The following is a 14,005-nucleotide window of genomic DNA, read 5'->3' as shown; positions in this document are numbered from 1 at the left end:
GGGCCGATCATCGGACGAGGGAACGGAGACGGCACGTGGGACGAACGATCACACCGGTTCGCGTCAAGGACGTGGTGATCGGTGAAGGCGCACCCACGATCCTCGTCCCCGTCACCGGCCGCACCCCCGAGGTGCTGCGCGAACAGATCGCGGCCGTCGCCGAGCGGGCCGACGTCGTCGAATGGCGCGTGGACTTCTTCCACACCGTCGACGACGTCGCCTCGGTGGTCGCGCAGGCCGGCTCGTTGTCCGAGCAGTTGCAGGGCACTCCCCTGCTCGCGACCTGCCGCACCGCCGACGAGGGCGGCGAGATCGCGATCGACGACGAGGCGTACGCCGATCTGACGGTCGCGCTCGCCGAGAGCGGCGCGGTGGATCTGGTGGACGTCGAGTACCGCCGCGGCCGTGCCGCCGTCGAGCGGATCGTCGCGGCGGCCCACGCCTGCGGTGTTGCGGTGGTGGCGTCGAACCACGACTTCGACGCCACTCCGCCGAAGGACGAGATCGTCGCGCGGCTACGCGAGATGCAGGAACTCGGCGCCGACATCTGCAAGATCGCCGTCATGCCGCAGTCGACGGCCGACGTGCTCACCCTGCTCGACGCGACCCGCACCATGCACGAGGACCACGCCGACCGCCCGTTGATCACCATGTCGATGGGCGGCCTCGGCGTGGTGTCGCGGATCGCCGGGCAGGTCTTCGGATCGGCGGCGACGTTCGGGATGGTCGGCACCGCCTCGGCACCCGGGCAGGTCGACGCCGACGAACTGCGCTCGGTGCTCGGCCTCATCGACCGCGCTCGCTGATCACCACACGGCGGTGAGAGCGAGCCCGGCGGCCGCCGCGATGAGCGTGGTCGCCAGGGTGCCCAGCGCGATCGCGCAGGCGGCACCGTAGCGGCGCGCCACGATCAGGCGGACGGAGTCGACGCTGGTCGTGCTGAAGGTGGTGAACCCGCCGCAGAACCCCATCCCGACGACGGCGAGCAACTCCGCGGCGGCGTCGTGGAACAGCACCGCACCGGTGAGCAGCCCCAGCAGCAACGAACCGATGACGTTGATCAGCACGGTCGGCCACGGCAGGGACGATCCGGAGCGGGCACGCAGAGCACTGTCGACGACGAACCGCGTCACCGCACCGGCGCTGCCTGCCAACGCCACCCACACCGCGATCATCGCCGTGCCGCTCGGCGACTCCCGAACCACGCGCCCAGCGCGACACCGATGCCGGTCGCGAGAAGGCCGACGAGCATCGTGCCGAGCGCATAGGTTGCCGCGGCGACGAGTTCACCGTCGCGCAGCAGCAGGTCGGTGTCGACCGCGAGCGCGCTGTAGGTGGTGAACGAGCCCAGCGCACCGGTGCCCACCCCGAGCCGGACCACCTGACGCCAGGAGGTGTCGGGACCGATGCGGATCAGTGCCTCGAGCAGGAATCCGAGCAGCAGCGCACCGAGGACGTTGATCGCGAAGGTCGTGACCGGCCAGCCCCCGGACTCGACGGGGAACCACCGGCCGAGGCCGTAGCGGGCACTCGTCCCGAGCAGACCGCCCACGGCGACCGCCGCCAGCGCCGACGGTCGCAGGTGCAGCGCTCTCGGCAGCGGGCGTTCGCCCTCGGTCAGTCCTGGTCCCACAACTTCAGAACCGTAGTGAGGATCTCCTCCGACGCACCGAGACCCCCGAGATGACTCTCGCCGGGCAGGTGGTGGAACTGGGCGTCGGGCAGCAGGTCCACCATGTGCAGGCCGTGTTCGATCGGGATGATGTGGTCGGTGTCGCCGTGCCACCACCGCACGGGCACTTTCACGTCGGAGACGCGGAAACCCCAGTCGCGGGTGAATACGACGATGTCGGCGAACGGCGCGGAGATCTGACGTCGGCTGCCGTTGAGCAGGTCGTCGAGGAACATCGTCTTGAACTCGGGACGGGCGAGCAGGCGGCGGTCGGCCTCGGGTGAGAACCGTCCGTACAGGTCGATGATCGGCGACGCGAACGGGCGCACCACGCGGATCGCCGCGCTCATCGCCACGCCGATGGGGACGCCCGCGGTCTGCAGTGCCGGCGCGACGAAGGCGCCCAGCTTCATCAGGTTGCTGTCGATCGACTCGGGACCGACGACCGGTGCCACACCGCCGAGGACCGCAGCCGCGACGACCCGTTCGCGCAGTGCATAGGCCGCGGCGAGGGTGTAGGGGCCGCCGCCGGACAGTCCGACGAGGGCCATGCGGTCGACCCCGAGGGTGTCGGCGACGATGCGCAGGTCGTCGCTGAACGCGAGGACGTTCTCGTAGATGTGCGGTGTAGACGAGCCGATCCCCGGGCGGTCGATCCCGATGAGGCGGATGTGGTTCCGTTCGGCGAAGGCGCGGGCCTCGATGGGAACCTGGCGGCGCGCACCCGGCGTGCCGTGCAGCCAGAACACCGTGCGGCCCTGGGCCGACCCGAACTCGGCGAAACCGAGCCGGCGGCCCTCCCCGACCGCGACGGTGCCTTCGAGCTTGGGGCGTTCGACGTCCATGGCGCCAGCATGGCACGCACCCGCACGCCCGACCAGCGACCGTCCCGTGGGACGAATCGACGCAACCGAGATGTGATGCACGCTTCCCGAGCGGTTCTCGCCGGAGCGCCGCGAGGACAAGGTGCACAAGTACGCGTGGGCGCCCTTCGGCGGTGGCGCGCATCGGTGCCTGGGCATGCATTTCTCGGGAGCGGAGATCAAGACGGTGCTGCACCATCTGCTGTTGCGTTTCCGCTGGCACGTGCCGGCCGACGACGTCGCGCCGATGAACTTCACGTCGTTGCCGTTCCCGAACGACGGGGGGCCGATCCACCTCCTTCCGAGGTGATCGGGCGTAGAAAGAAGGAGTGACCGCCGCCGACGAACTCGACGAACGTTTCGTCACCGCGGTGCGCGCTCTGCCCGGGCACGCACCGCCGACGCGTCCGGTCGACCGGCAGGTCGACGACGACCTGTTGGCGCGGTACTTCGACGCCCAGGTGCAGTCGCGGCACCTCGATGTCGCGGCCCGCACCCTGCAGGGACGCGGCGAAGGCTTCTACACCATCGCATCGGCGGGCCACGAATCGAACGCCGCGCTGGGCCTGTGCACGCGGGTGACGGATCCCGCTCTGCTGCACTACCGTTCGGGCGGTTTCTACGCGGCTCGCGCGTCGCTCGTCGAGGACAGCACCCCGATCCGCGACGTGCTCGCCGGATGTGCGGCGTCCACGCTCGATCCGATCTCGGCGGGCCGGCACAAGGTGTTCGGCAACGCCGGCCTGAACATCCTGCCGCAGACGTCGACCATCGCCTCGCACATGCCGCGGGCCGTCGGTCTCGCCCTCGCGCTACCGCGGATGCAGCGACTCGGGCTCGACGCGGCGTGGCCGTGGGATTCGGTGGTGGTGTGCAGTTTCGGTGATGCCTCGGCGAACCATTCGACGGCCGTCGGCGCCCTGAACGCGGCCGCCTACTGCCGGCACCGCGGGTTGCCGTTGCCGTTGCTGCTGGTGTGTGAGGACAACGGACTCGGCATCAGTGTGCCCACCCCGCCCGGCTGGCTCGAGCGGTCGCTGTCGTCGTATCCGGGGATCGAGTACCGGTCGGTGGACGGCGCCGATGCGGTGGAGATGCTCGCTGCCGCAACCGATGCCGCGGAGACGGTGCGCACGACCCGGGCTCCGGTCCTGTTGCACGTGCGGGCAGTGCGTTTCCTCGGCCATGCCGGTTCCGACGTCGAGTCGGCCTACCGCAGCCCGTCGGATCTTGCCGCGGACCACGAGCGGGACCCACTGGTGGGTACGGCCCGTGAACTCGTCGCACGCGGAATGCTCGATGCGGCAGGGGTTCTCGACCGGTACGAGCGGATACGGGTCGAGGTCGGCTCCGTCGCGGACTCACTGACCCGGCCGCCGCGACTGGCGACCGCCGCCGACGTGATGCGCCCGCTCGAATCCGGGCTCGTGCTCGTCGACGACGATCCGCATCCTGCCGGTGAACCGCTCACGCTCGCCCGGGCCGTCACCCGCACGCTCGGACAGCTCCTCGAGGAGGATCCCCACGCCTGCGTGTTCGGCGAGGACGTCGGCCTCAAAGGCGGGGTCTACGGCGTCACCCGAGGGCTGCAGGAGCGCTTCGGGCACCTGCGCGTGTTCGACACCCTGCTCGACGAGCAGACGATCCTCGGCACCGCGCTGGGCTTCGCCGTCGCGGGCATGCTGCCGATCCCGGAGATCCAGTACCTGGCTTACCTGCACAACGCCGAGGACCAGTTGCGCGGGGAGGCGGCGAGTCTGGCGTTCTTCTCCGACGGGCGGTACCGCAATCCGATGGTCGTGCGCATCGCTGGCCTGCCCTACCAGCGCGGCTTCGGCGGGCACTTCCACAACGACGATTCCGTCGCCGTGCTGCGCGACATCCCCGGTCTCGTGCTGGCCGTGCCGAGTTCACCCGCCACGGCCGGCGCCCTGCTGCGCACGTGCGTCGAGCTGGCTCGTCAGGAGGGCCGGGTGTGCGTCTACCTGGAACCGATCGCGCTGTACCACCGGCGCGACCTCTACGACGAGGGCGACGGACTGTGGCAGCAGATCCCCGACACCGCCGGGCTTCCACCGGGATCGGTGTGCGTCTACGGCGACGGACGCGACGTGCTGGTGGTGACTTTCGGGAACGGGGTGCCGATGAGTCTGCGGGCCGTCCGTCGCGCGGGAGTCGCGGCAACCGTCCTCGACCTGCAGTGGTTGTCGCCGCTGCCGACGACCGCGCTGCTCGAACACGTCCGCCGCTTCGAGCGCGTGGTGGTGGTCGACGAGACGCGCCGCAGCGGAGGTGTCGCGGAATCGGTCGTCGCGACGCTCGTCGACGATGCGTGGCAGGGCCGGATCACGCGGGTCACCTCCCACGACAGCTACGTGCCCCTCGGGCCGGCCGCGGCGCACGTACTGATGTCGGAGGACGACATCGCGCGGGCCCTGCTGGAGGCGTGATCAGCAGGAAGCGGTATCAGCAGGAGGAGAGGATCCGCGACATCGCGTCGTGTTCAGCCTGGGTGACCCACAGTTCGTAGGTCGTCTTCACCTCGATCTGCCGCACGACGTACTCGCAATGGAAGGCGGTATTCGGCGGCAGCCACTCCGACGCGTCGGAGTCGCCCTTGCCCTGGTTGGTGGGGCCGTCGACGGCGATCAGGTTGCGCGGATCGTTCGCAAGATTCCGCTTCTGCTGGTCGTCGAGATGGCGGGCGCCCTTCTTCCACGCATCCGACAGGGCGACGACGTGGTCGATCTGCACGGCGGACGAGGTCTCGACCCCGCGACGGAAGGAAATCGTCTTCCCCGTGTACGGGTCCTCGAGCGTGCCGGCAGTGACCGTGCACTGCTTCTTCCCGGGCTCGAAGGAGACGTCGACGAGATCGCGCTGCAGGATGTCGTTACGAGTGTCGCAGCCGTTGCGCCCCAGGTCGACGGTCACTTCGTCGGTCCACGCCGAGCCGAACAGCGAGCGGTCGTAGCCGCTCTGCGATTCGGCGGGCCGGACGGGCAGTGCCTCCAGCGCCTCGAGGGCTTCGGAGGGGTTCTCGACCGTGCCCCCGCCGGTACCGCCCGGCTCGTCGTCCCCCATCGGTTCGAGGAGGACGACGGCCACGGAGACCACGACGAAGCACAGGATCCAGACCCAACGGGGAACGGACGACGTGCGAATACTCGCCATATGTCGATACTGCTACGAAGTCGTATTGCTACCGCTGCTTCCTACTTCCCGAGCGGGGGCATCTTCACGACCTGGCCCGCATAGGACAGGCCGGCACCGAACGCGAGGAGCAGCGCGGTGGATCCGACCCCGACCTGGCCGGTGCGTAGCATCTTCTCCATCGCCAGCGGGATGGACGCGGCGGAGGTGTTGCCGGTCTCGATGATGTCGTCGGCGACCGCGACGGTCTCGGGCAGTTCGAGCTGCTTGACGATGACGTCGTTGATGCGCAGGTTGGCCTGGTGCGGGACGAAGGCGTCGAGGTCCGCGAGGGCCACGCCGGCCTTGTCGGCGATCTGCCGGGCGAACTTGCTCATCTCGAAGGCGGCCCAGCGGAAGACCGCGGTGCCCTCCATGATGATCCAGGGACGCTTCTGGTCCGGGTTGGTGGCGAAATCGACCCAGTCGGGTTCCTGACGGATCGCGTTGGCCTGCGAACCGTCGGAGCCCCAGACGGTGGGACCGACGCCGACCTCGTCGGACGGGCCGACGACCACGGCACCGGCCCCGTCGCCGAAGATGAAGCGCACCGAGCGATCGGTGGGCTCGGTGGTGTCGCTCATGCGCTCGACACCGACGACGAGCACGTGCTCGGCCGTTCCGGCGCGCACGAGATCGGAGGCGACACCGAGGGCGTAGCAGAAGCCCGCGCAGCCGGCCTGGATGTCGAGCGCCGCGGCGCCGCCGGTGCCGATGCGGTCGGCGACGAGAGCCGCGGCCTGCGGGGTCTGGAAGGGGTAGGTGGAGGTCGCGACGATCACGGTGTCGATCTGCGCACCCGTGAGGCCGGCGGCCACGAGGGCCCGCTCGGCGGAGCTCGTCGCCATGTCGACGACCGACTCCTCCGGATGCTGCTTCGCGAAGCGGCGCTCCTTGATGCCGGAGCGCGACTGGATCCATTCGTCGCTCGAGTCGATCTGCTGGCAGATCTCGTCGTTGGTGACGATGCGCTCGGGGCGGTGCACACCCAGACCGAGCAGCGCGCTGTTCCTCAGCGGGGCAGGGACAGCGATCTGTGCACCCATCAGACGAACTCCTCCTCCTCGACGTACCGCGTGTCGGCACATCGCATCCGGTCAACGATATCGCAGGTCACGATTTCGTCACAGCGCTACCCCGACGATGCGCTTCCGTAACCCTCACCGCAAGCGGGGGTCCCAATCGCCACGCGAGGCTAGCGTCGCGGTCATGGATGCACAGGCCTGGAACGAGAAGTACGCGGCGTCGGAACTGATCTGGGGCGCGCCGCCCAATCCGGTGATCGTCGAACACGTGACGTCGCTACCGCACGGTCGCGCCCTCGATCTCGGCTGCGGTGAAGGTCGTCACTCCCTGTGGTTGGCGACGCGCGGATGGGAAGTCGTGGGCGTCGACTTCTCCGAGGTCGCCCTCGACAAGGCCCGGCAGGTCGCTGCGCAGGCGCCGTCCCGCTCACGAGACCGGCTCCGCTACGTCCGCGCGGATGTGACGACCGACTCGTTCGACGGAGAGTATGACCTGATCCTCTCGGTCTTCCTGCATTTTCCTCCGCCACAGCGGAAGGCGCTTCTCGACCACGCGATCAATTCACTGAAACCTGAAGGAATCCTCATATTCCTGGGGCACGACGCAATAAATCCCGACGAAGGAGTGGGCGGACCCCAGGACAAGGAAATCCTCTACACACCAACCGATCTCGTCGAGGAAATCGACGGCAGATTGGACATCAGGATTGCCGAACGGCGATATCGGGAAACCGATGCAGGAACCGCGATCGACGCGCTCGTCGTGGCGAGCAAACCACCTCTTGGCAGTTAGTTGCCCGACGAGTAACATGGAGATGTTACCGACGAGTAATAACTTGGGCGGTACTTGAAGCCAGCTGGACCGCACCACACTGGGAGACACCGACGACATGGGCCATTACAAGAGCAACCTCCGCGACCTCGAGTTCAACCTCTTCGAGTTCCTGAAGATTCAGAAGGTCCTCGAAGCAGGCAAGTTCGGCGACCTGGACGAGGACACCGCGCGCGGCATCCTCGCCGAGGTCAAGACACTGACCGAAGGGCCGGCAGCCGAAGGCTTCGCCGACGCCGACCGCAACCCGCCGGTCTTCGACCCCGAGACCCATTCGGTGTCGCTTCCCGAGCCGTTCAAGAAGTCGTTCCGCGCCTGGTGGGACGCCGGTTACTGGTCCATGGGCATCCCCGAGGAGCTCGGCGGCACCGACTCACCGCGCAGCCTCCTGTGGGCCGTCAACGAGATGATGCTCGGCGCCCAGCCCGCGGCCTTCATGTACGCGGCCGGCCCCGCCTTCGCAGGCGTGCTCTACGACAACGGCACCGATGAGCAGAAGAAGTGGGCCGCCACCTGCGTCGAGCGCGGCTGGGGCGCCACCATGGTCCTCACGGAGCCCGACGCCGGTTCCGACGTCGGCGCCGGTCGCACCAAGGCGATCAAGCAGGACGACGGCTCCTGGCACATCGAAGGTGTCAAGCGGTTCATCACCTCGGCCGACTCCGACGACCTGTTCGAGAACATCTTCCACCTCGTCCTCGCCCGCCCCGAGGGTGCCGGCCCCGGCACCAAGGGCCTGTCGCTGTTCTTCGTCCCGAAGTTCCACTTCGACTTCGAGAAGGACGAGTTGGGCGAGCGCAACGGCGTGTTCGTCACCAACGTCGAACACAAGATGGGCCTCAATGCCTCCGCGACCTGCGAGGTCACCTTCGGTGGCCACGGCGTTCCGGCCAAGGGCTGGCTCGTCGGCGAGGTCCACAACGGCATCGCACAGATGTTCGACGTCATCGAGCACGCCCGCATGATGGTCGGCACGAAGGCCATCGCGACCCTGTCGACCGGCTACCTCAATGCCCTCGACTACGCCAAGGAGCGCATCCAGGGCGCCGACCTGACCCAGATGTCCGACAAGACCGCCCCGCGCGTGTCGATCATGCACCACCCGGACGTGCGGCGTTCGCTGGCGATGCAGAAGGCCTACTCCGAGGGCCTGCGCGCCGTGTACCTGTACACCGCGGCGCACCAGGACGACGTCGTCGCCGAGCAGGTCTCGGGTGCCGACGCCGCTCTCGCGCACCGCATCAACGACCTGCTGCTGCCGGTCGTCAAGGGTTGCGGCTCCGAGCGGGCCTACCAGTACCTGAAGGATTCGCTCCAGACCCTCGGCGGTTCGGGCTTCCTGCAGGACTACCCGATCGAGCAGTACATCCGCGACTCGAAGATCGACTCGCTGTACGAGGGCACCACGGCCATCCAGGCGCAGGACTTCTTCTTCCGCAAGATCGCCCGCGACCGTGGCGTGGCGCTCGCCCACATCGCCGGTGAGATCAAGAAGTTCGTCGAGCGCGACGACGCCGACCAGCGTCTGAAGAAGGAGCGCACGCTCCTGGCCACCGCGCTCGGCGAGACCCAGACGATGGTCGCGACGCTCACCCAGTACCTCATGGGTGCGCAGGAACAGCCCACCGAGCTGTACAAGGTCGGCCTCGGTTCGGTCCGTTTCCTCGAGGCGTTCGGCGACCTGATGATCGGCTGGCTGCTGCTCGAGCACGCCGAGATCGCTCTCTCCGCGCTCGACGCCGGCGTCGATGCCTCGGACAAGGCGTTCTACGAGGGCAAGGTCGCGGCCGCGTCCTTCTTCGCCAAGAACGTCCTGCCGGAGCTGAGCGTCGCGCGTCAGATCATCACCGACGTCGACCTCGACATCATGGAGCTCGACGAAGCAGCGTTCTGATCGAACCGCTCACGGCGGTAGCGCGATAGACGAGACCGACGTTGTGCGCGATTTCCCCCACGGATCTCGCACACGACGTCGGTCTCGTCGTTTCTCGGGAGCAGCTCCGCCTCCTCGACGGCCAGATCCCCGACGTGGTGCCGCTTCCGGAGTGACGAAGTAAGGGGAGGTTGTGTGCGTGTTCCTTCACCGGAACCGCACACAACCTCCCCGAAGTTTCGAGGACGTCCGCTACTCCTCTTCGGTTCCACCCGCTGCAGGTGCCTCGACTGCCGGCGCTTCGGCCGCAGGCGATTCGGGTGCGGGCGCCGGTGCGTCCTCGGCCTCGGCGTCCTCCGATCCGGTGTCGCCGGAGGTCGCGTCGCCGCCGCCCGAGGGCTCGTCGCTCGGTTCCGGTTCGGGGCTGATGCACTTCACGATCGGGACCGGGTCGTACCGGACCGTGCGGGTCGCGCTCGAGATCTGCGCGCCCGTCCGTGCGTCGGTGACGATCCGGGTGTCGGTGACGGTGAAGCCCTGCGCGCCGCTCGACGGAATGCAGGCCGAACCGGCGGGCAACGTGATCGTGTTGGGCGAGGTGAAGTTCGTGCGGTTGCCGGTGACCGACTGGACGTCGACGGTCTTGGTGCCCCAGATGCGCACCGTGATGTCCGAGCTCGTGCCGATCGTCTGGATCAGGACGCCCGTGTCGAACGGGTTGCGGAACTTCAGGTCGATGGCGCCGTCGTAGATCGTGGCCTCGCGGGCCGCCGGGTACCGGGAGATGTAGTAACTGTGCTCGGTGTGCTCGACGTCTTCCATCCCGGCGAAGTAGGTCGCGTTGTAGAGGGTGGTCGCGAGCTGGCTGATGCCACCGCCCACGGCTTTACCGGGACGTCCGGCCTCGATGATGCCCGACTCGATGTACCCCTGCGCCGCACCGCGCGGACCGGTGTAGTCGTTGAAGGAGAAGGTCTCCCCCGGCTTCACGATGGCGCCGTTGATCTCCTGCGCGGCCAGCCGGATGTTGACGCCGGAAGCGTATTCGAAGCCGCTGGTGGTGAACTCCGAGACCACCTCCCTGATGCCGAGCTTCTCGGTGCCTTCGGTGGTGAGTTCGGGTTCGGCCTTCCTGTACACCGCGTCGGTGCTGCGGTCGCCCGCTTCCTTCAGCAGGTCGGGCAACCTCTCGAGGGTGACGGGCCAGTCGACCATCTCGCCGGTCTCGCTGGGCACGATCGTCGGACGACCACCGTCGAGGACGATCCGCGCATCCTTCGGTTCGGTCTCCGACGGGGCGAGCTGCGGCGCCAGGATGCCGATCGCGGCCTCGGTGTCGTACTGCGGTTCGAGTCCGCCCGAACCGTCCGGCACGAACGACAGGACAGCGCCCACCGCATCGCGCGGCAGCACACCGACGGCCCCGTCGAGTCCCCGGACGACCAGATCCTGTGCCACGGCCGGAACGGCGACCTCCGCCAGCGCCCGGTCGAGGCCCTCGCGGGTGACGGTGACGTCGACGCTCTCGACGGGCAGCGAGACATCACCGTACGGCCAGCGCTCGGCGAAGACGTCGCCCGCGACTGCGACGTCGAGCTGCTGGCCGGGCTGCGGCGTCACCGGAACGGGTGTGCCGTCCTCGAAGACGATGTTGCCCTCGCGCGGTTCGTGCGCGGCGGCAGCGGCGGCCTTTTCGATGGCTGCGGACAGGGCGACCTCGTCGCGTGTGGAGACCACCCCGACTTCGTCGTTCCCGAAGAACGACGCGAGTCGCGTGAACGGATTGAGCGGCTGCGAACCCACCTGGTCGAGGGTCGCGGGCCAGTCGATCCCGATCCCGGCCTCCGAGGGCACGATCTGCCCCTGAGTGTCGCCGGCGGTGACGTCGACGGGCATGTCGAGCCGCGGCGTCAGTTGTTCGGTGAGCTCTGCCTCCGCCGCGTCGAGCGACATGCCGCCGATCTCGACACCTGCGACGGTGACACCGCGCGGCACCTTGCCCGACGACAACGCCAGATCGGCCACGTAGAACACGGCGAACAGTGCGACGACGCCACCGACGACGAGCGCGATCGTGCGCCGGGGCAGATTCGATCCAGGCTTGCCCGGTTCGTCGCCGTCTCCGCCGGAACCTCGCGGTCCGCCGGTGGGCGGAGGAGTGACAGGAGGCGGTCCCTGCGGCGGCGGACCCGCCTGCATCTGCTGGGTCTGCTGGTCGCCCTGCGGTGGGTGGGCGGCCGAGGGCATTGCCGTCGACGTGGGTGGGACGGGAGCCCCCGCCTCTTCGGGACCGGGCTGTGCCGGGTTCTGTTCCCCCTGCAAACGGAGGAGCCGATCGGTGGCGGCGGACGATCCGTCACCCGGTGCCCGGTTTCCCGGCGCGACGACCGGGATGACCGCGGTGGGCTCCTCCGAGGGATGGACCTTCTGGGTCGGGGGTTCGTCAGCACCGGTGGGAGCCGCCTGGTTCGTGCCATCGGCTCGGACCTCTGTGGGAGCCTGCGAGGCAGCCGGGGCCTCGGTTTGCGACTCGGTCACATCACTCGCCTGCGACTCGGTGACACTGCTCGCCTGCGACTCGGTGACACTGCTCGCCTGCGACTCGGTGACACTGCTCGCCTGCGACTCGGTGACACTGCTCGCCTGCGACTCGGTCACATCACTCGCCTGCGACTCGGTCACATCACTCGCCTGCGACTCGGTCACATCACTCGCCTGCGACTCGGTCACATCACTCGCCTGCGACTCGGTCACATCACTCGCCTGCGACTCGGTGACACTGCTCGCCTGCGCCTCGGCCATCTCCCGGTGAGGATCGACCGCTTCGAACCGCTCGGTAGGAGCCGACGCGCCTTCACCCTCACGAGCGGATTCCGGCGACGAACCGATGTTCTCGGTCCGTGCGTCGTCGTGCTCGTGAGGGGACTCGTCGGTCCCGTTGCTGCCGCTCACCCAGATCCCTTCGCAAAGCTGGGCACGCCTTCGAATTCGCGCGCCGACTACCTGCTTTCAAGGGTAGTGCCCCGGTTCAGAGCGGCTGCGCCCGGAATGCGAAGACCCCGCGTTGCTACCAGGTCGGGGGTCAGGCAGCAGCGCGGGGTCGATGGGTCTATCGCTGTCCGTCGCGGAGCGTTACACACCGAACGGAACTATTTCTCTCAACGACTTCCGAGGGGTGTCGATCAGGCCTCGAGAATCGCCGTCACACCCTGTCCACCTGCGGCGCAGATGGAGATCAGGCCGCGGACGGGCTTGCCGGTCTCCTGCTTCTTCTCGTGCAGCATCTTGGCCAGCGAGGCCACGATCCGGCCGCCGGTCGCGGCGAACGGGTGGCCGGCCGCGAGCGACGAGCCGTTGACGTTGAGCTTGCTGCGGTCGATCGAGCCGAGCGGGGCGTCGAGGCCCAGCTTGCCCTTGCAGTACTCCTCCGATTCGAACGCCTGGAGGGTGGCGAGCACCACGGAAGCGAACGCCTCGTGGATCTCGTAGAAGTCGAAATCCTGCAGGGTCAGGCCGTTGCGCTGCAGCAGGCGCGGGATGGCGTAGGTGGGTGCCATGAGCAGCCCGTCGCCACCGTGGATGTAGTCGACCGCGGCGGTCTCGGAGTCGACGAGGTAGGCGAGCACGGGGAGCTTGCGCTCGGCGGCCCACTCCTCGCTCGCCAGCAACGCGGCCGACGCGCCGTCGGTGAGCGGCGTCGAGTTACCGGCGGTCATGGTGGCGTCGCCCAGCTTGGTGCCGAAGACCGGCTTCAGCGTCGACAGCTTCTCGACCGACGAGTCGGGACGCAGGTTGTCGTCGCGGGTCAGCCCGAGGAACGGGGTGACGAGGTCGTCGAAGAAGCCCCGGTCGTAGGCGGCGGCCATGTTGCGGTGGCTCGCCACGGCCAGTTCGTCCTGCGCCTCGCGGGAGACACCGAATTCCTTGGCGGTGATCGCGGCGTGCTCACCCATCGACAGGCCGGTGCGCGGCTCGCCGTTGCGCGGGATCTCGATGCCGAGCATGGACGGGCGGACGTTGCCGAGCAGCTTGACCCGGTCGGCCGTGGTGCGGGCCCGGTTCAGGGAGAGCAGGAACTCGCGGAGCTGGTTGTTCACGGCGATCGGGGCGTCGGAGGTGGTGTCGACGCCGCCGCCGATACCCGCCTCGATCCGTCCGGCGGCGATGGCGTCGCCGACCGCGATGATCGACTGCAGGCCGGTGCCGCAGGCCTGCTGGAGATCCCAGGCCGGGGTGTAGGGGCTCAGCGCGCTGCCGAGCACGCTCTCGCGGACGAGGTTGAAGTCGCGGGCGTGCTTGAGGACCGCACCGCCGACGACGGCACCGAGGCGCTCACCCTGCAGGTTGAAGCGGCCGACGAGACCGTCGAGGGTGGCCGTGAACATGTCCTGGTTGGACGCGCGGGCGTACTTGCGGTCGGACCGGGCGAACGGGATCCGGTTGCCTCCGAGAACGGCGACACGGCGCTGCTGCGTGGAACGGGCTTTGGTGGTCACTGGTGTCTCCCGGTTTCGGACGGATTCGAATTCTGGCTACTATTCTTACTCA

General features: G+C 68.4%; 11 protein-coding genes and 1 pseudogene. 5 read left to right on the top strand and 7 right to left on the bottom strand.

Going from position 1 to position 14,005, the window contains the following annotated elements; genetic code table 11:
• Positions 1 to 35 precede the first annotated feature (35 nt).
• A complete protein-coding gene (gene aroD / locus M3330_RS15345) occupies positions 36 to 806 on the top strand; it encodes a type I 3-dehydroquinate dehydratase (RefSeq protein WP_064852310.1) in 771 nt (256 codons plus the stop codon).
• Here aroD and M3330_RS15340 read toward each other — a convergent pair whose 3' ends face one another.
• From M3330_RS15340 to M3330_RS15330, 3 genes are read right to left on the bottom strand one after another with little or no spacing between them, the layout of a single operon-like run.
• Positions 807 to 1,175 carry a CrcB family protein gene (locus M3330_RS15340; protein ID WP_019290900.1) on the bottom strand — a complete coding sequence of 123 codons (369 nt, stop codon included), beginning with the start codon at positions 1,173 to 1,175 and terminating at the stop codon, positions 807 to 809.
• Positions 1,172 to 1,633: a CrcB family protein gene (locus tag M3330_RS15335; protein WP_255025310.1), complete on the bottom strand. Its 462-nt coding sequence runs from the start codon at positions 1,631 to 1,633 to the stop codon at positions 1,172 to 1,174. Before M3330_RS15335 ends, M3330_RS15340 begins: the two co-directional genes overlap by 4 nt.
• Positions 1,618 to 2,517 (bottom strand): alpha/beta fold hydrolase, encoded by a 900-nt coding sequence (locus M3330_RS15330; RefSeq protein ID WP_006552657.1) that lies wholly within the window; start codon positions 2,515 to 2,517, stop codon positions 1,618 to 1,620. The genes M3330_RS15335 and M3330_RS15330 overlap by 16 nt, the downstream gene beginning before the upstream one ends.
• Positions 2,518 to 2,602: 85 nt before the next feature.
• On the opposite strand from M3330_RS15330, the pseudogene M3330_RS15325 reads away from it, so the two are divergent.
• Both M3330_RS15325 and M3330_RS15320 read left to right on the top strand, forming a co-directional pair.
• Positions 2,603 to 2,845, top strand: a pseudogene (locus tag M3330_RS15325) (cytochrome P450); the annotation flags it as partial.
• Between the two features lie 19 nt (positions 2,846 to 2,864).
• Positions 2,865 to 4,985, top strand: coding sequence for a thiamine pyrophosphate-dependent enzyme (locus tag M3330_RS15320; protein WP_255025307.1), 2,121 nt, complete (start codon positions 2,865 to 2,867; stop codon positions 4,983 to 4,985).
• Between the two features lie 16 nt (positions 4,986 to 5,001).
• On the opposite strand, the gene M3330_RS15315 is transcribed toward M3330_RS15320, so the two are convergent.
• Together M3330_RS15315 and M3330_RS15310 are read right to left on the bottom strand one after the other, a co-directional pair.
• Complete coding sequence (locus tag M3330_RS15315; RefSeq protein WP_024102037.1) at positions 5,002 to 5,709, bottom strand: HNH endonuclease family protein; 708 nt, start codon at positions 5,707 to 5,709, stop codon at positions 5,002 to 5,004.
• 41 nt (positions 5,710 to 5,750) lie between these two features.
• Positions 5,751 to 6,773 carry a beta-ketoacyl-ACP synthase III gene (locus M3330_RS15310; protein WP_255025304.1) on the bottom strand — a complete coding sequence of 341 codons (1,023 nt, stop codon included), beginning with the start codon at positions 6,771 to 6,773 and terminating at the stop codon, positions 5,751 to 5,753.
• A 163-nt stretch (positions 6,774 to 6,936) separates the two neighbouring features.
• On the opposite strand from M3330_RS15310, the gene M3330_RS15305 reads away from it, so the two are divergent.
• On the top strand, positions 6,937 to 7,545 hold the full coding sequence (locus tag M3330_RS15305) for a bifunctional 2-polyprenyl-6-hydroxyphenol methylase/3-demethylubiquinol 3-O-methyltransferase UbiG (RefSeq protein WP_006552662.1): 609 nt from the start codon (positions 6,937 to 6,939) through the stop codon (positions 7,543 to 7,545).
• Positions 7,546 to 7,642: 97 nt separating this feature from the next.
• Positions 7,643 to 9,478: an acyl-CoA dehydrogenase gene (locus tag M3330_RS15300; protein ID WP_006552663.1), complete on the top strand. Its 1,836-nt coding sequence runs from the start codon at positions 7,643 to 7,645 to the stop codon at positions 9,476 to 9,478.
• 231 nt (positions 9,479 to 9,709) lie between these two features.
• Here the strand turns inward: M3330_RS15300 and M3330_RS15295 are convergent, their stop codons facing one another.
• Both M3330_RS15295 and M3330_RS15290 read right to left on the bottom strand, forming a co-directional pair.
• Entirely contained in the window at positions 9,710 to 12,409 is a 2,700-nt protein-coding gene (locus M3330_RS15295) for a VanW family protein (protein ID WP_255025300.1), read from the bottom strand.
• A gap of 230 nt (positions 12,410 to 12,639) precedes the next feature.
• Positions 12,640 to 13,953 (bottom strand): acetyl-CoA C-acetyltransferase, encoded by a 1,314-nt coding sequence (locus tag M3330_RS15290; protein WP_006552665.1) that lies wholly within the window; start codon positions 13,951 to 13,953, stop codon positions 12,640 to 12,642.
• Positions 13,954 to 14,005: the final 52 nt, after the last annotated feature.

This window comes from Rhodococcus sp. GA1 (assembly GCF_024321955.1).
Taxonomy (GTDB): domain Bacteria; phylum Actinomycetota; class Actinomycetes; order Mycobacteriales; family Mycobacteriaceae; genus Rhodococcus; species Rhodococcus pyridinivorans.
This window is presented reverse-complemented; position numbering and strand designations above follow the sequence as displayed.